This window comes from Coleofasciculus sp. A1-SPW-01 (assembly GCF_040217205.1).
GTDB classification, from domain to species: Bacteria; Cyanobacteriota; Cyanobacteriia; order Cyanobacteriales; family Coleofasciculaceae; genus Coleofasciculus; species Coleofasciculus chthonoplastes_A.
In genome coordinates this window covers 20,350-37,887 of sequence record NZ_JAVJNP010000189.1, presented here as the reverse complement: position 1 = coordinate 37,887, position 17,538 = coordinate 20,350, and the positions used below count along the sequence as shown (strand labels likewise).

Annotated in this window: 11 protein-coding genes; 5 read left to right on the top strand and 6 right to left on the bottom strand. The window is 44.7% G+C overall.

Going from position 1 to position 17,538, the window contains the following annotated elements:
• Positions 1-191: 191 nt before the first annotated feature.
• On the top strand, positions 192-464 hold the full coding sequence (locus tag RH949_RS27765) for a hypothetical protein (protein ID WP_446357703.1): 273 nt from the start codon (positions 192-194) through the stop codon (positions 462-464).
• An 8-nt stretch (positions 465-472) separates the two neighbouring features.
• Here RH949_RS27765 and ndhM read toward each other — a convergent pair whose 3' ends face one another.
• Positions 473-814: an NAD(P)H-quinone oxidoreductase subunit M gene (gene ndhM / locus RH949_RS27760; RefSeq protein ID WP_071777272.1), complete on the bottom strand. Its 342-nt coding sequence runs from the start codon at positions 812-814 to the stop codon at positions 473-475.
• Between the two features lie 282 nt (positions 815-1,096).
• Between ndhM and RH949_RS27755 the strand changes: the two genes are divergently transcribed.
• Both RH949_RS27755 and RH949_RS27750 read left to right on the top strand, forming a co-directional pair.
• The gene (locus RH949_RS27755; RefSeq protein ID WP_446357700.1) at positions 1,097-1,966 is read left to right on the top strand and encodes a hypothetical protein; all 870 of its coding nucleotides are present in this window, start codon (positions 1,097-1,099) and stop codon (positions 1,964-1,966) included.
• A gap of 283 nt (positions 1,967-2,249) precedes the next feature.
• Positions 2,250-4,295, top strand: a complete 2,046-nt coding sequence (locus tag RH949_RS27750; RefSeq protein ID WP_446357698.1) for a GAF domain-containing sensor histidine kinase — start codon at positions 2,250-2,252, stop codon at positions 4,293-4,295.
• Positions 4,296-4,601: 306 nt separating this feature from the next.
• Here the strand turns inward: RH949_RS27750 and RH949_RS27745 are convergent, their stop codons facing one another.
• Positions 4,602-4,889 carry a hypothetical protein gene (locus tag RH949_RS27745; RefSeq protein WP_006105260.1) on the bottom strand — a complete coding sequence of 96 codons (288 nt, stop codon included), beginning with the start codon at positions 4,887-4,889 and terminating at the stop codon, positions 4,602-4,604.
• Between the two features lie 305 nt (positions 4,890-5,194).
• Between RH949_RS27745 and RH949_RS27740 the strand changes: the two genes are divergently transcribed.
• Positions 5,195-6,874: an ABC1 kinase family protein gene (locus RH949_RS27740; protein ID WP_006105208.1), complete on the top strand. Its 1,680-nt coding sequence runs from the start codon at positions 5,195-5,197 to the stop codon at positions 6,872-6,874.
• 91 nt (positions 6,875-6,965) lie between these two features.
• On the opposite strand, the gene RH949_RS27735 is transcribed toward RH949_RS27740, so the two are convergent.
• Genes RH949_RS27735 through RH949_RS27725 form a run of 3 tightly spaced genes read right to left on the bottom strand, consistent with a single transcriptional unit; the run spans position 6,966 to position 13,223 of the window.
• On the bottom strand, positions 6,966-8,336 hold the full coding sequence (locus RH949_RS27735; protein ID WP_446357695.1) for a hypothetical protein: 1,371 nt from the start codon (positions 8,334-8,336) through the stop codon (positions 6,966-6,968).
• A complete protein-coding gene (locus RH949_RS27730; protein ID WP_446357693.1) occupies positions 8,333-8,704 on the bottom strand; it encodes a hypothetical protein in 372 nt (123 codons plus the stop codon). Before RH949_RS27730 ends, RH949_RS27735 begins: the two co-directional genes overlap by 4 nt.
• Positions 8,694-13,223 carry a tetratricopeptide repeat protein gene (locus tag RH949_RS27725; RefSeq protein WP_446357691.1) on the bottom strand — a complete coding sequence of 1,510 codons (4,530 nt, stop codon included), beginning with the start codon at positions 13,221-13,223 and terminating at the stop codon, positions 8,694-8,696. The genes RH949_RS27730 and RH949_RS27725 overlap by 11 nt, the downstream gene beginning before the upstream one ends.
• Before the next feature lie 333 nt (positions 13,224-13,556).
• Between RH949_RS27725 and RH949_RS27720 the strand changes: the two genes are divergently transcribed.
• A complete protein-coding gene (locus RH949_RS27720) occupies positions 13,557-15,329 on the top strand; it encodes a tetratricopeptide repeat protein (protein ID WP_446357689.1) in 1,773 nt (590 codons plus the stop codon).
• A gap of 514 nt (positions 15,330-15,843) precedes the next feature.
• On the opposite strand, the gene RH949_RS27715 is transcribed toward RH949_RS27720, so the two are convergent.
• Positions 15,844-17,181: an S-layer homology domain-containing protein gene (locus tag RH949_RS27715; protein ID WP_006105362.1), complete on the bottom strand. Its 1,338-nt coding sequence runs from the start codon at positions 17,179-17,181 to the stop codon at positions 15,844-15,846.
• Positions 17,182-17,538 lie beyond the last annotated feature (357 nt).

Sequence of the window (17,538 nt, the reverse complement as noted above, 5' to 3'; positions counted from 1 at the left end):
TCGGTGCAACGTGCAAGACCGTCACACCTAGTAGAGTAGCTGCTTCTTGGGGGGTTAAACTAGACATTGCCTAATTATATCATAGAAAATTTCCAGTTATGTCACTAATTGTCTAGATATTTACGGACTGTTAGTTAACCCCATAGATTTTCTAGGATCAAACTAGACAGGCAAACTACAAAGAGCTTTTTATGAATAAGCTAGAACGCCCAGATACCCATGATACGCTCAATCCCGGTGATAAAGTCTCGCCAGAAGAGCAAACCCTGGAACAAAAATCTGAGAAAGTCGCGGTTGATGCTCCTGATATTACCGGTGATCACATCGAAGTCCCAACCTACTTCAACGTGAAAGACGAAAATGGGGAAGAAAAAGCCTTACACCATGTTGAGGATGCTGAAGAAATTTCTGATGTGATTCGCCAAGCACGCACCGATGAACAAGGCAATCGCACTTGGCGTTAGAGTTGGACTTAGGAGTCCTGAGACACGACCTGGGGCAATCCCATGCTATAGTTCATTACCCGACACTCCAGGTTGTAGCTAATTTCACCCTTTTGCAGGAGCGATCGCATGTAATGCTCTAAATCCGAGCCGATGCGGCGAAGATTATACTCTGTCAAATCTTCACCGCTATAGGCTTCTACGAAATCATCAAACTTACGATAGATTTTTTGCAGGGCATCTTCACTCCAATTAAATTCATTATCGGGGTCAACGTCTAGTGTTAAAACGTTGTCACTCTCAACTAATTCACTGTTTAGCACCTCGGCAGCGTAGATGCGAATGTGACGAGTTGTCGATTTAAGCAGCATGGAAACCCTCCTAGTATGGGCTATATTTTCCTTTAATTGTAAAACTTTGTAAATACACTGCCGCCTCTCAAAGGCTAAACCAACTTATCCACAATTGGGTAAAGTGAGACAAAACAAGGGCGGTGTATATTTCTTATGGAGTCAAACTCGCCCCGACAAATCTGTGTCCCCTGTGTCCGGAAAACCCACGGCTTTAACCTGATGGGATTCTTGTATCCTATGGAGTCGGAGTGTAAATTAAAACAGTCAGTCTTAGCGACATAATCCATAGCTTAACCCAATATGCACGATTCGATGGATGATATCGCCAAACAAGCTCACCAGGGCAGTGTGGCGGCGATAATTCAAATGCTGAATCAACAGCTAGCCGATGATCGCGTCAGAACCCGAGCGGTTTTTGCTGAGGGCGTGTTGCACCTGTTGTGTGAAGCACCTGTCGTCGAACCCCTGGAGCGCTCTGTTCTCGTCAACCACATCCAAAAAATCCTGGAAGATATTGCGCCGCGTAACATTCGTCGGGTAAACATTAACAGCCGTATCGTGCAGGAGCAGCAATTGCTATGGTTAGAAGAAATCAGCCGTAATCCAGACCATCTTTTATGGTCTCAAGAAATCGTGCTGAGTAAGCCTAGCCTGCTTCAGCAATGGATCAAGGCATTCAAATCTCCTAAAGTTGAACCAAAGAAGAAAACTCAGCTTCCCCAGGTATCCTTCCGCAAAGTTAAACAAAACCCTCGTTTCCAGCGCCGTTTTGTCAGTGGTATTAGCGTTCTTGTTCTCTTACTCTTAGCCGGTTGGTTCGTTTACGATCGCTTAATTCCCACGTTAAACGCCAGCACCACTCCTCAAGAACCAACTCCTCCCCCCACACCTGTCTCACCTTCACCAACAACACCCTCAACAACCGCAACACCCTCAGATCCCTTTACCGAAGCGGTTCGGCTCGCCATCGAAGCTGATGCTGAGGGGAAAACGGCGAATACAGCCGCTCAGTGGTTAGATATAGCGGCGAGGTGGGAGAAAGCCTCAACTCTGATGAGTAGCGTTAACCCGGATCATCCCCGTTATGACATCGCTCAAGATCGGGTTATCCTTTATCGCCAAAACAGTCAACTGGCTCAACAGCAGGCAAAACAGAGACAGTCTCAGTAGTGGTCATTCGTCATTTGTCAAGTAGGGGTTTGGTTACCAAACCCCTACTCTGTTGGTATATTCTTCGTCAGAACGGGAATACTAAGTATGACCATCTATCTTTGAGCCAGTTGTATCAGCAGCAACCGTTTCAAAAATCCATCCTTTGACTGATGTCTGAAGACTAATCCGAAAATTAATCCCTAAGCCTTGTAGCACTTGGGGAAAGTAGGTGAAACGTCGGACATGTCTTCGCTAAAACCGTTGCCGCCGTTCTTACCTAGGAGCATAGAGGTATTCACTCATGCATTACCCGCCTTCATCCAATCCACTGGGACAACAGATTATTTCAATTATCGTTGCTAGTCCCAATCCACAGACGTTATTGGCGAGTATTGCCCAGGTATTAGGTGAGGCATTTCAGGTTGATTATTGCTTAATTGCAGCGTTTTCCCCAGAAATCGCAAGGGAGCATGTCAGGTTGGCACAAAATGTTCAAGCTAACCAGGCGAGTTGGGTTTCGTCTTTCAACCCAACCGACGTTGACTCATGCCCAACGGCAATTCCCCAGATGGGATTATGGTATGCCGAGGGCGACTCAGGGCGACAACCTCAACCCCAAACACTAGGGCAATACCCATCATTTCTGACTGGCGTAGAAGAACCTTTGGCAATTCGGGATATTCAGGAGTCTGATCTGGAGTTGGCAGATCAACGGTGTTGGGATTGGCTCCCTGTTAGGGCAGTGTTAAGGCTTCATACCTGGTGTCAATCCAGGATCAATGGGATGATCGTGTTAGGGCGATCGCAGCCTTATGATTGGACAATACAGGAGAAACAACGGTTAAGTGAGGTGGCTGAATCTGTAGCCGTTGCCATCGCTCACGTTCAGCTTACCCAGCAGGTAGATCAGTCCAAACGATACCAGACGCGACTTTCCCCATTCAGTCAGTTTATCCAGAGCGATCGCAATCTTGATGAAACAATGGCACAAGTGGTTGCCAGTACCACTCAAGCACTTCAGGCAGATCGGGGTTGGCTACTGCTATTTAATCATAATCATGCTCTAGATCAACCGGATCAAGATGGCAAGCCTCCGCCATCAATTGAGGTTAAGGTTGTCGCTGAATGGTGTACTCCTACGCTTGATCAATCAGTTCAGCTAAACTCCCAACGATTACTCCATCAATCCTTCCGGTTATCTGACTCTGGCTTATGCCAAATGGCTTGGAAACAGACACCTGAACCGATTGCGATCGCGGATTGGGCAAATACTCCAATTGAGACTTCAGGAATCTCCCGATTTGAGGAGGCAATTAGCCATGGGGTGTTAATGGTTCCCCTCTGTCACACCTTTAGCAATGGTTCTCAACATCTGAAACGATTAGGATTTTTAGTTGTCCAACAGGATCAGCCGCGTTTATGGCAAGGGGATGACATTGAATGGATCAGATGGGTGGCGACGCAACTGAGTGAGTTGATTCACCAGCATCAAAGCCGACAGCCAGAACCCTCCCGCCTTAACCATCACTCGGTTCAGCCGTCTCCCTGTTTAACCGTTCCCGCCCAATTACATCAAAGCATCCGCCAGCAGGTGGATCAGCTTCAGGAATTAAATCAGCTTAAAGAAGAATTCATTAGTACCATGAATCATGAGCTGAGAACACCATTAACGGCGATGAGTCTAGCCATTCGCATGTTGCGCCAACCCAAACTCCCCGCCAAGCGTCGGCAAAAATACTTAGACATTCTTGAGCAACAGTGTAATCAAGAAATCGAACTAATCAACGATTTACTCAGTTTACAGCAACTCGAATCCAATCCCGCTTATATCCAGAAGCAATCCATTGACTTAATTCTGCTAATTCAGACATTAGCCCAGGATTTTGAGGAGAAATGGGCATCGAAGTCAGTGAAATTGAACCTAGATTGCCCCTTAAACTCGCTGATGATTCATACTGATCCAGAAAGTTTAAACCGTATCCTGCTGGAATTGTTAACCAATGCGGGCAAATATGCCCACCCCGATACAACCGTTTCTCTCAAGGTTGAGTATCACGTTCATGCTGCGGTCAATCGGTTGGTGTTAACCTTAACCAATATCGGTGACGGTATATTACCAACCGATATTAACTATATTTTCGAGAAATTTCGGCGCGGTCAAGGGATCACCAAACAAGCTGTTCCTGGAACGGGATTAGGACTAGCATTAGTGAAGTGTTTAGTCAATCATCTCAACGGCACGATTGAGGTGGCGAGTCAGCCGTTAGACAATTCACATCGGGCAATGATTTCATTTACCTTAACTCTACCCGATGAAGTGGATCAGCTAGTAAGTAGGGGCTGCTGAATAAGTCTTGTGGTGGGAATAAGCTGTTCTGCATTTAAACCTTAATGTCAATAATGGCGAAAGCCTTGTAGTGCGTTTAGCGAAGCCATGCCGCAGGCTTTGCATCTTGCTCGTTACTAATACCCAATTTAAATGTATGACAGCTTATCAGTGGCATTCTACTGAGCGGAGCATTGCATAAATAAAAATGGGCAGAAAGTTTCTGATTTCTTTCTGCCACAGTTAGCCCGATGTACTACAGCTTATTCGGTTTGATTTTGAGTTGTTGAGAGTAGCTCCTTAAAATTAGAGCTTGCAACACAATGCTTATCTGGCTGATGAGGAGTCACTGCCCTTATTGCACAGAAGGTAAGTCAGCGCACCGCCAACCAAACCTCCTGCCAGGAAAGGAAACGCTCCAGTTAAAGCTATTCCTCCTACTGCTATGCCACCGCCAATTCCCGCTAATCCAGAAGTTATTCCGCTAACGGAAATTGTCGCACAAGCACCAGCGCCAACAGTGGCTCCTGCTGCCAAAGCATCTTCTGTCTTCATGGATTGCTCCTTGCTAGACTTATCCTGATCATGTCCCACTCCACATAAAATTGGGTTCATGAAAATCTTGAATTCTGTAAAGATTGTGGAAAAATAGGACGAAGTGATAATTTTCCCTCAAATGGTAAGTCGTAAGTTGTCTAGCGCAGCCTATTTTGCCATATAGCGCTACGCGCTAGGCTTTCTTGCAATAGGCAATAGGCAATAGTGAAGACAAAAGCTTACCTGAAAAGGGATTGAGCGATTTTAATTTTTATTCATTTGTCCTAACGTGTGTGCGTAGTGCTATAAAACCTTAAAGTATTAAGGAGGAGAGCGATAGGTTCTCGCTCCTGTTCCCTCATTCATCAGATGCACAAGGCAGAATGCTGACTAAGGCTAAGCCCAAGCCACCCCGTTGGCAACGACGAAAGTATTCCCCCCTCGCCCGCCAGATTGACATTTTTCGGTCGGCGGCGAAGTTTATGTTCTATTTATGGTGGGACAAAACCATTGCCAACGATACGCCCAATCACCGCAACCGCCGCGCCCAGTGGCTGGTGGGGACGTTGCTGGATTTAGGTCCTACATTTATTAAGATTGGGCAAGCTCTCTCGACTCGTGCTGATTTACTGCCTTTAGAGTACATCGAGGCATTAGCGCATTTACAGGATCGGGTTCCAGCATTTAGTGGGGCGGAAGCGATCGCGGTGATTGAAGTCGAACTGGGTCAATCTATTCATGCATTATATCGGGAGTTTGACCCCTTTCCTCTAGCAGCAGCGAGTTTGGGTCAAGTTCACAAAGCACGGCTGCACACCGGGGAAGATGTGGTGGTGAAGGTGCAGCGTCCAGGGATTGAACGACTTTTTAATTTAGATTTTAAAATCATACACGAATTAGTGCGATTTGCTAATCGGTATTTGCCTTGGGTAAGGAAGTATAAACTTGAGGCAATTTATCGCGAATTTTTTGATTTACTCTATCAAGAAGTAGACTATATCCAAGAAGGAAAAAATGCTGATCGGTTTCGGGAAAACTTTACGGATTATCCGGGAATTATGGTGCCGACGGTTTATTGGCGTTACACGACGAAGAAGGTACTCACGCTAGAATATCTGCCCGGAATCAAAATTGACGATCGCCAAACCCTAGAAGCCTGTGAAATTAACACCAATGAGGTGATTCAACGGGGAATTTCTTGTTACTTAAAACAGTTATTAGAAGACGGCTTTTTTCAGACAGATCCGCATCCGGGAAATATGGCAGTTGATCAGGACGGCAGTATTATTTTCTATGACTTTGGCACGATGGCGGAGGTGAAATCCATTGCCAGAGACCAAATGATTAAGACCTTTTTTGCCGTTCTGCGGAAAGACACCGATGAGGTGGTGAATACCTTAACCTATATGGGGTTACTGGAACGGCAACCGGATATGACCCCAGTGAAACGCTTAGTTGGGTTTATTTTAGAACGGTTTCGGGAAAAGCCCATCGATGTGCGGGAATTTGAAGCATTGGGGAATGAGTTGTATGTGATGTTTGAGCAGCAACCGTTTCGTTTACCCGCACAAATGACGTTTATTTTAAAGTCGTTAACTACATTAGATGGGATTGCCCGGGCTTTAAATCCAGAGTATAACTTATTAGCCGCCAGTCAACCCTTTGTTAAAAATTTAACCGTTTCCAAAGGGCGGGGAGATGTGGTGAAAGAACTGGCAAGGCAAGCCAGAGATTTTATTAAATATCGGTTAAATAAGCCGAGTTCTACAGAATTGTTAATTCGCCGATTAGAAGCCCGAATCGAGCAAGGGGAACTACAAGTCAGGGTGCGTTCCCTAGAGAGCGATCGCGCTTTAAAACGGATTCATTTGGCGATTAAGAGTTTGATTTATGCCTGTTTGACTGGGTTTGCATTATTGGCGGGAACGGTATTATTATTAGTGCCGCATACGGGGTGGGCAATTGCCGCATTTACGTTGTCGGGATTTTGGTTTGTCATTTTGTTGTATTCGTTAGTTCAGTTGGCGGTGAAGGAAAAATTAGAGAAAATAACTCGTCGGTAAGCTGTCATGCATTTAAATTGGGTATTAGTTGTAGGTTGGGTTGACGTAGGAAACCCAACAAAATTCAGTACCAATAAAATTTAATAGTTTATTAATGTTTAAAACGCCGACGTTTAATCCACCACTTGGCTAACTTCCAGGTAACAAACGCCAGAATAAAGCTCCCAAAGAATGAGATAATAAACGGGTGAGGAATTCTGTTATCACGGCTGGGTAAACGCCAAGGTTCCATCAGAAATCCGGTACTGGAGGAAAGAATCGCCCCGGCTGCAATTCCAACACCGACTGCCTGGATATTATCTTGTAATTCCTTGTCGCGTTTAGACTGTTCTATGGCTGCGGTTGCTCGTATAGTGTTGATCAAGTCGCTAAACAGGTCTTTTCCGGGTTCAAGATAATCAATATAGGTTTGAATTTGAGTGAGATAACGGGGGCAGGTTTGCTCAGTAAAGGCTGACCATGTTTTCAGTGTGTCACCGGATGTGAGCAAGTAATTTAAGCAGGTTTGAAGATTTTGCTTGTTCGCCGCAATTGTGGTATAATAAGACTTTAAATCGCGTAAATAACAGTTATAGTAAAGTACGTTTTCAGGTATTGCTTTTAATAAAGCATCAAGCTGATAAACACGAGTATTGCTGTCTTGATTGAGAATCGCATAAAACTCTTGTACTTTAGTTTCTAAGGTGCCATAGATTAACCGTGATTTTTTATAGCACGCTCTGGCTTCTTGATAGGCAAAAGTAATCTTTTGATAACTCCACAGCAAGTCTCTAAACCAAGAATAGTCTTGGTTCGCTCGTTCTAAATCTGCTTGTTTGGGTTTAGCGAAGGAAACGAGAAGGGTTAAATTTTGGGCTTCAAATCGAAATAAAGGGCAATTAAATAACTTGTCTTCATCAATGAACTGCGGGTTGAGGTTTGTGCCTGCACACAAGGCATTAACCCATTTTTGAGCCTCTGTGGGTTTGGGTTTAGTAAAGTAGTGATTTTCTCCCGTTAACCAGATCACTTTGCCTAAGTTAGCGTTAATTCCCTCAATTAACGCTTTCGGATTAAAGGCAGATAGTTGGTCAATGGTCATGCCTAAATCGGGGATTTCAGGATAGAGGGTGATATCCACGCAATAGGTATCATGGAGGCGAAACGGTTGGAGATTTCCTCCCAGTTGAAATCCGGCATTGGTGGGAATAGACGTGAATTCTATTTCAGCGCCATGATGGGTTAACCATTCGTTGGCTAAGTTGTCTTCTCGTTGGGGATTGTATTGATACTTACCCTCTTGATCGGGAGAGTATGAGATAAGTTGAGATTTAAGGGTTTGGAGTTCAGGAAAGGGGAAAAATTGTGCTAAGTTGGTTAAACTTTCCCAGAGGTTCGCCCCATCTTGATTAACGGTATCGGGAGGCTCATCTAAGGTTTGGTAGAGGTGGAAAGCGTAGAGACTCAGACGAAGGTTTTTCACGATTGACTTGGGGGTTTTTGGGCAGTAGAATTACCCAGAGAGGTATTTTTTTTAGCCGCTTGTTCAATTAATTCCCGTAGGGAGGGACTGGATTGTTTGGGTTTGGCTTTACCGCCAAAACCGCCTTTTTCTCCCGTTGCGCCTAAGAGAGGATTGATGGATGATAATTTTTGGGTGTAGGCTTGCTGAAGTGGGGCGCGATCAGCGGCTTTGAGCCAGTTTTCCACAGCTTCGACATTCTTTTCGTCATCGTCACTGAGTTGGTTTTGTAGTTCGGTTAAACTCTGCCAATGGTCAGCGAAACAATTATCGGGATTTTCTTCAATCAGCTTAATAAAGGTTTGGATTTTATCGGCATCACTTGACATGGGTTAGTGTTTGTTCTCCTTCTCCGACAACACAAAAAGCCGCCCAGTGATAAGGGGACTGATAGGGTTGGCTGTCCCATCCCTGTTTTTTATTTTCGCCCATGTTTTGGAAAAATGCTTGTAACTGAGGACGCCAACCCTCACTGAATATAGGGGAATGTTGCACCCATTGCTGGAAGCCTCGGACGGTGGTATCTCGCAGCCACATTTGAGCGGTTTTTAGGGCGATGGCTAGTTTTCCAGGATGTTGATGCAGGATTTCATAAGTTTTGATCAGCAGCAGGGCGGTGGAAATTTGATTCACTGACCATTGGGTAACGATAACACTGGGACTCCCGGCGAGGATGAAGCCACTAGAGAGGCTGATATATTCATCGGTGGTATCGATGGCGACTTGTCCAGTTTCGCAGGCGGCGAGGGTGACGAGGCTGCATTGACTGAGGTTTAGGGAAGTGATGATTTCCGCCAGAGTAAGGACATCATCAGCCAGTTGTAGTCCGGAGTCTAGGGGAGAGTTTAGATTAAATGCACCGTGACAGGAGAAGTAGAGATTGTTGGCTTGGGTGAGATTTTTGCCAGGGGTAAACAAGGCAGTTTTTGTGGCGTTTTTTCGTGAGAGGGTGGTGCGTTTGTCTTTGGGGAAAATGTTGCGGATGGTTTCCACTTCCAGATCAGCAAAAATCAGGTCTTCGGTGGGATTTTGGATGGCAAAAAGGCGTTTAAATTCGGGACTGTTGCGGTTTTGTGGCTGTTGCAGGAGTTGACAGTTGGGGACATAATTCACGCCTTTGGGGAACCATTCCTGTAGGGGCGCAAGGCTTGCGCCCTCATCCCCAAGGCTTGCGCCCTCATCCCGACAGATGACGGGAAGGGCGTGGAGGGGTAAAAGGTGTAATTGACGGTGGGGGATGAGGATCAGTTTTTTGCAGGTAGGGAATTGTTTAAACAGAGTGGTGAGGAGGTGGGAAAGGTGGAGGATTTCCGAGAGGGTAGTGAGGCGTTGGGGAAGTTTAGCTTGCCATTGGGTTTTATCAGTGTAGTAATCATTGAGGTAGGCGTTTCCCCATTCCATGAGGTTGATGAAGTCTTCGGAGGTAGATTGCCAGAAGTCAAGGGTTTGGGGCGTGAGGATGAAGGTGAGAAATTGATTGTTTAATAAGATGTACCATTCGAGGATGGCAGTTTCTGCATCCAGAAGGTTTTGGATTTGCTCAAATTTCAGAGGTTTGTAGGGAGATTTTTGCTGAAATTCTTCCCGCAGGTGGGTGATGTGGGTGTAGTCAGGGTTAGGATCTTGGGCGAGGCGCTGGTTTTCTTGGTAAATGGCTTGGCGGAGTTGTTGCAAACGTTGACGGGTAGGTTCGGAGATTCCTTGGGGGTAGAGATCACGGCTAGTAATGCTTTCAATCAGGTTGCGGGCTTTGCTGCGATCGGCATATTCAAGAGCTTTATGATAGCGTTGTAACTTAATACAGACTTGTACCATCATTAAATAATTATCATTCCACTCTTCATTAAATTTGCGTTTTACTTCATCTCTGGAACAAATTTCACCTCGCAGATAATCGACTGTTTCAATGGATTGTGCCAAAGCATCATAAGCTTCTGACCATCGTTGTGTGTTGTAGTAGCCTATTGCTAAACTGAATAAAGTCTCTGCGTGTTTTTGCGGAAAGGATTGGTGAGTAAAGACTTTTAAGGCAGCTTCGTAATAGGCAATTGCTATTTCTAAATTTTTGACCTTTTCCCCTCGGATACGTTTTCGATAAGCACTGCCTAAATTCCTTTGAAGCATTGCCCAGTATTGGGGGAATTTTTCTCTAGTCAAGACAACTACGGCAGTGTTGTAATAGGAAATTGCTCTTTCTACATTCTCGGCTTTTTCTCCTCGGATACGTTTTCGATAAGCACTTCCCAAATTCATTTGAGTTATTGCCCAGTATTGGGGGAATTTTTCTCTAGTCAAGACAACTACGGCAGTGTTGTAATAGGAAATTGCTCTTTCTACATTCTCGGCTCTTTCCCCTCGGATGCAATTCCTATAAATACTTCCCAAATTCATTTGGGTTATTGCCCAGTATTGGGAAAATTTTTCTCTAGTCAAGACAACTATGGCAGTGTTATAGTAGGATATTGATCTTTGTTGATTCTCTTTTCTTTCCCCTCGGATGCGATCACTATAAGCCTTCCCTAGATTCATTGTAATCATTGCCCATTTTTCGGGAAAAGTTTCACGGGGATAGGCTTCTAATGCCGCATTAAAAGCAACGATCGCCTTTTCTACATTCTCCGCTTCTTGTCCTCGAATCCTCTCTAAGTAAGCAATCCCTAAACTGTTCTGAGTATATGCCCATTGAGATGTATGGCTCGTAAAAATATTTAAGAGACCCTCGTAGCAAGCAATACTAATTTCTAGGTTGGTTGCTCTTTCTCCTAACGGTAATATAAAAATCGATTCGCTGATATCAAAAATAGTATCGCCAATTTTTTGAGCGGTTTTCGTTTCAATCGCTTTTAATTTATTACAAAAATCAACAATTAATTGCAGGAAAATATCATCTAATTTATCTAAGTTGGCTTGAAGCAAATGCGATAGGATGTCCTCGCTCCCATCACTATTCAGTAATTCCCCTAAAAACTCTAAATATTGAGGATAACTATTCTTAGCCAGCGACTGACTATCACCCCAGAGTAAATTTTGTTGGGCTTCTAATGTCCGCAGCTTGACAAAACTTTTTTCTGCCCACTTTGGCGTATTAGTTTCTTCGTAGAGTTTTAACGCTTGACTGTATTGATTAATTGCATCAGTTATCTGCCCTAACCTTTGATAAGTTGAGCCGAGCAGATAATGAGCATTTGCCGTTTTATACTGCTGCTTCAGTTTCTGAGCCAATGTCAACGCCTGACTTAAAGCCGCGATCGCTTGCTCATCTTGATACTGATCTCGATACAGACATCCCAAATCATACCAACTATTTTGCACTTGTGTTTTATCGTTGATATCTTGTGCCAGTTTTAGCCGTTGTTGCTGACAATTGATGCCCTTTTCATATTCATGTAACTCTCGATATAAATCACTCAGGAATTTCAATCCCTTAAGCGCCCACTTGTTAACTCCCAACTCCAAGTAGAGAGACACCGCTTGCTGAGAATACTTAATTGCCTCTTCTTTTTGTTTTAAACGGGCGTAAACTTGACCCAACATATAACCAGCATTAGCCTGATTATGCCCTTGCTCTAATGCCTGCGCTAAAATCAATGCTTGTTGATAGTATTCGATGGCTTGGGTATCTTCTTTTTTATCATCATACAGATTGCCCATTCCATATAAAATACTTTGTTCAGCCACGCGATCGCCTGTTTTCCGTGCTAACTCTAGCCGTTGCTGCTGATAATCAATACTTTTGTCATATTCCTGCAACTCTCGATGCAAATTAACTAAATAGTCCAACCCACTGGCTGCCCAATTCTGAATCCCCAACGCTAAATAAGACTCAACGGCTGACTGATAGGTAGCAATAGCGGTTTCTTTTTGTCCCAAGGCTTGATAACACCGTCCCAGCATATAATTCCCATTGGCAATTTTTTCCTGATTATCTGCTAACCCTACTGCCAAACTTAAAGCCTGCTCAAATCTTGATATCGCTGCCTGATAGTGCTGGCGATCAAACTGTAACTTTGCCAAATTATACACACAATTTTGCTCGGCAATAGTATCACTCACTTCTCGTAATAGCTTTAACTGCTGATCGTAACAGTCAATCGCCTGTTCATACCGTTCTAACCGAGTATAAATGCTAATCAACCAATCCAGCGTTTCCCGTTGGGCTACCCTATCCTCCAACTCCTGCACCCCATCCCAACGCTGCTTAAAATATGTCAAAGCTGGTTCTAATTCACCTAATTCCCGATAACTACACCCCAACCAAGCCCAGGCTAAATTCTTTAGCCGATTATCAGACGAAGCCTCAGCAATTGCTAACATTTCCTGGTGAGCAGCAATCGCTTCTGGATAATTGCCGCTGTTATAGTGAACTTTCCCTAACTTTTCCCATAGCCATCCTTGCAGGGCTAAATTATCCCATTTTTTGGCAGTTTCCAATTGCCACTGGGTAAGATGATAAGCTGACTGAAACTCTTTTGCGCTCAGATAAACTTCAACAATTTCATTTAACTGTTCCCAAACTGGCAAGAAAACATCCTGATTCCCAAACTGACGCGATAACGAATAAGCTGCACAGAATGCGTCTACTGCCTGTGCCAACTCCCCTATGGCTCTGTAACTGTATCCTAAGTAATAATAGGCTATCCCTTCTTGCCACTGATGTCCTAGCTTTTTTGCCAGATTAAGGTAATCGGTAAAAGTCGCGATCGCCTCTTGCCATTGTTCCCTCTGATAATAGACAATCCCTAAGTTTCCCAGGGTTTCACATTCCGCCACGCGATCGCCACTCGCTCTCGCTGCTGTTAACTGGCGCTGTAGAGTTATAATTACTACTTGATCAGTTGGCGTACTCATGAGTAAACTCAAACTTTTAACCCCTTTTCCAGAATCCTTGACGGATAAGATTGAGTTTGTAGTAAGGGCTTTAGCCTAAAGTCCGTTGGGTTGAGCGAAGTCGAAACCCAACCTACAATCTATTCCACCATTTTAGCTGTGCCACACCACTAAGGCGGGGCGGGTTTTGTTGCTTTTGGGCAAACCCGAAACGATACAAGTCAAACCCGCCCCTACAGACGAACTACGGCGTATCTGGAACCCTCAAAACTTTTGCGAGTTTGATAGCTGGGTGGCACGAAGCCCTGAATTAAAATACGATAAAGTAAAATAAACCTTTTTCTAAGAAAACAGATGGTTAAGCGGTTTTGGCGGTGGCTAGTGCGTCTGATTCAGCCAATCTTACCACCCTGCCTTAAACGGAGAAAATATCAACGGGTGAAACTTCAACGTCTCAGTGATGCAGACTATCAGCAGCTATTTGAGCAACTGCTAACTGGAGTGAGTCAGGGATGGAAACCAGAACAAGTATCGCAACATTTGGGACATCGGATCAATGATCGCTATTTTAGAGCATGGCTGCTGGAGTATGGGAAGCAGTTGCGGCAATTGCCAGAGGCGGATCATCGGTTAGCTTGTCAGTTGCTACAGTTGAGTCGATTGGGGTGTGGGGAATTGGGGGAAATTGCCGCAGATATTGGCAGGGATTTATTGGCGAAACCTGCGGGGAAAAGGGAGGAAGACGAGGGGAAAAGCGAAAATGCAGAAACTGATGAAGCAGAAGTATGCTTGAATCGAGGGAATCAGCAATTTGCAGATCAGAATTTTCTCAGTGCTATCACATCCTTTGAAAACGCCACTGAAATCCAGCCCGATAACTCCAAAGCTTGGTACAACAAGGGAAATGCCTTAGTGAAGTTAGGGGAAAACGAAAAAGCGCTGGTATCTTTTGACAAAGCCATCGAACTAAAACCCGATAATCACGAAGTTTGGCAAAATCGGGGTGATGCCTTGGTGAAGTTAGGGAAAAACGAAAAAGCGCTGGCATCTTTTGATAAAGCCATTGAACTAAAATCTGATAATCACGAAGTTTGGCAAAATCGGGGGAATGTATTGGCGAAGTTAGGGAAAAACGAAAAAGCCCTGGTATCTTTTAATAAAGCCATTGAACTAAAATCTGATAACCACAAATATTGGTACAACCGGGGAAATGGATTGGTGAAGTTAGGAGAATATGAACAGGCGATCGCGAATTATGATCAAGCCATTCAAATCAAACCCGACTTCTACCAAGCTTGGACGAATCGGGGTAATGCGCTGTCAGATTTAGGAGAAAAGGAAGAAGCGATCGCGAATTATCACCAAGCCATTCAAATCAAATCTGACTTCCACGACGCTTGGAACAATCGGGGGGTGGCGCTAGCTGAGTTAGGGAAACAGGAAGAGGCGATCGCGAATTATGATCAAGCGATTCAAATCAACTCTGACTTCCACGACGCTTGGCATAACCGAGGTGTGGCACTGTTTAGGTTAGGAGAGTATGAACAGGCGATCGCATCATTTGACCAAGCGATTCAAATTAAACCCGATTTGCACCAAGCTTGGATAAACCGGGGAATTGTCCTTGGAAATTCCTGGAACTATAACCCCGAAGTGGCGGCGGTTGTACCGTTACAATTTCCCAATGTCTCCCCAATCGTGTCTAATCCCATTGAGACTCAATACGGTTATCAAGGGCAATTGTTATCGTATCAGCAAGGCTTAAACCATTGTCCCCAAAACACTCACCCCGAAGGTTGGGGACGATTACATCAAGCAATAGGAAATGCCCACTATCAGGAAGGAAAGTATCAGCCAAATTACCGGGACTATTGGCAGAAAGCCTTAACTGAATATCACCAAGCCTTGATTACCCTTACCGCAGATATCTATCCTGAATGGCATTTAGAGGTTCTACAAAGCCTAATTCGCATCTTATGGGGTTTAAACCAAGACACAGCAGCCCAGGAATGCCAAAACCGGGGGTTAACCGTATTTCAGACTCTACTACATAAAAAATCCCCGTTCCAGAAACGCAAACTTATGGCTAAGTTTATCCGTTTTTCTCAGATGCGGGTAGATGTTTGAATCCTAGAACATCGGTCAAGAAACCGGGTTTATTTGGGTGAAAGGTTGATATGTTATCATCCTCACGAGAAACCCGGTTTCTAGGAATACTTGACCGACGCTATAGAGACGTTACAGCTCTTTGCGCTGTAATAAAGTACAGTAGATCAAAGTCCCCCTTCAGATCCCCCTCCCGTCCCCCTTTTTAGATCCCCCTTCCGTCCCCCTTAAAAAGGGGGAGACCAAAGGATGCTTCGCTTTTTGTTCCATGGGGAAGCCAAAGGGTGCTTCGCTTTTTTTGCTTATGGGATTTAGGGGGATCGACAATGTACCGCATAGCAGATCAAACTGCTGTATTGGTGTCATTACCATTGAAACAGGGGCGGGTTTAGTTGCATTTGGGTGAGGTCAAAAAGGATAGTAGTAAAACCCGCCCCTACATACTACTCGGTTTAGGCAGGTTTAGTTGAATCTGGGTCAACCGAAACTATAATTGTGAAACCCACCCCTACAGACGAACCCTGACCCATTCTTTCTAGTTTGATTGCTGGAGAACCTCACTAGCTGATATTCCCTCACCCTGAGAACCAAAATACCACAGGGCGGCAGCAGCTTCCGCTTGTGTGACTGGTTTTTGCGGTTGAAAGAGAGTGGTATACCCAAAAACGCGACGGATAATCGATTGTTCCCCATTCTGAAAATCTGCCAAAACTGCCCGCAACGCCTTCGGATCAATCTTGCCCGCATCTTGGAATCCCCAGGTTTGCTGTACGGCATCTAGAGAGGCTTGCGGTAACCCCTGACGAATATCTAACGGAACTTTCCATAAAACTAGATTTTCCCGGGTTAGAGGTGCATCAGGGCGGAACAGAACTTCTGTAGAATTCCCACTCAAAGGACTAGGAATTAACCCTGCTTCAGCTAATCCCTGAATTGCCCCAAAATCTGGGTCACTCGCTGGTACATCTTGGAACGCGGGTTGAGTGGTTTCTGAGGCTAAACGGATTTGTTTTCCGGGACTGTTCTCATAAATTCGATTATTCGTTTCAATAAGCCAACGGGCATACTGACGGCGAGTAATAATTTTGTTGGCGGTAAATTGTGTACCACTATCCTCTGATTTATTGTTAGCACTAGAAGAGTCAGGTGTGAGAACACCTAAGGCGGCTAAGTCTTCGACATACTGACGCAATCCAGGCGGAACATTATCAAAATCAGTGAAGTTCTGGTCTTTACCAGATGCTGAATCAACGGATTCAGTATTCTCTGTTGCTGTCTCTGAAGATTCTAAAGCATCTGACGGTGCTGCTGCTGTCTCGGTATTGCTGCGGATGTACTGAATTTCAAACGTTGTACTATTTGGATTAGTCTCTGTCTCGGTTGGAGTTTCTTCCGCATCGTTAAGGGTAGTATCTGTAGGAATAGAAACCCTAACTTTTAAATCATTCCGGCGCACAATAAAGGAATTCATACCATCCTGATTCGGTGCAGAAATAACCTGCCAACTGCCGGATTCAAATGCTCTGCGGTAAAATGCTTGAATATCATTACTAGGGTCAGTGGATGACCAGATGGTACGTTGACCTTGGGCATCTGAACCAGTTAATGGTTCAACGTTCTGTAATTGGGCATCAGGATAGCGGGGAATTACGGTAGGGAAATCCTCTGGTAATTGCGCCGAAGATATTTGTTCATTCGTCTGACTCCCCAAAATTGAGGCATTATCCTCCAGTTTGGGGTCTACGGCTAAGGAACGTTCTAAAGATTGACCTGTGGGACTATTGGCGCAGGCGGTCAATACACCCACGAGGCAAGCAACGAAACCCGTAAATAGAATAGGACGTTTATTTAGCAGCACAGGAAACAGAACCAATAGATGTTTCTCTTCTCACGCTAGCGCAAAACTTTATTCTTATGTTAATTTGTCCTTTCTGGATTTCCCTCCCATCTCACAGTAGATTCCCCTCCCGTCTCCCCTTTTTAGATCACCCTTTTCCCTTTTGAGATCCCCCTCCTGTCCCCCTTTTTAGATCCCCCTTCCGTCCCCCTTAAAAAGGGGGAGACCAAAGGATGCTTCGCTTTTTTTGCACGGGGAAGCCAGAGGATGCTTCGCTTTTGGTTCCATGGGGGAAACCAGAGGATACTTCGCTTTTTTTCCATGGGGGAGACCAGATGTTGCTTCGCTTTTTGTTATGTGGGGAAGCCAAAGGATGCTTTGCCTTTTTTTTCA

Coding starts and splice junctions, on each gene's coding strand:
- RH949_RS27720 (WP_446357689.1), top strand. CDS start 13,557: ATGGTTAAGCGGTTTTGGCGGTGGCTAGTGCGTCTGATTCAGCCAATC.
- RH949_RS27745 (WP_006105260.1), bottom strand. CDS start 4,889: ATGAACCCAATTTTATGTGGAGTGGGACATGATCAGGATAAGTCTAGC.
- RH949_RS27740 (WP_006105208.1), top strand. CDS start 5,195: ATGCTGACTAAGGCTAAGCCCAAGCCACCCCGTTGGCAACGACGAAAG.
- RH949_RS27755 (WP_446357700.1), top strand. CDS start 1,097: ATGCACGATTCGATGGATGATATCGCCAAACAAGCTCACCAGGGCAGT.
- RH949_RS27730 (WP_446357693.1), bottom strand. CDS start 8,704: ATGTCAAGTGATGCCGATAAAATCCAAACCTTTATTAAGCTGATTGAA.
- RH949_RS27765 (WP_446357703.1), top strand. CDS start 192: ATGAATAAGCTAGAACGCCCAGATACCCATGATACGCTCAATCCCGGT.
- RH949_RS27750 (WP_446357698.1), top strand. CDS start 2,250: ATGCATTACCCGCCTTCATCCAATCCACTGGGACAACAGATTATTTCA.
- ndhM (WP_071777272.1), bottom strand. CDS start 814: ATGCTGCTTAAATCGACAACTCGTCACATTCGCATCTACGCTGCCGAG.
- RH949_RS27725 (WP_446357691.1), bottom strand. CDS start 13,223: ATGAGTACGCCAACTGATCAAGTAGTAATTATAACTCTACAGCGCCAG.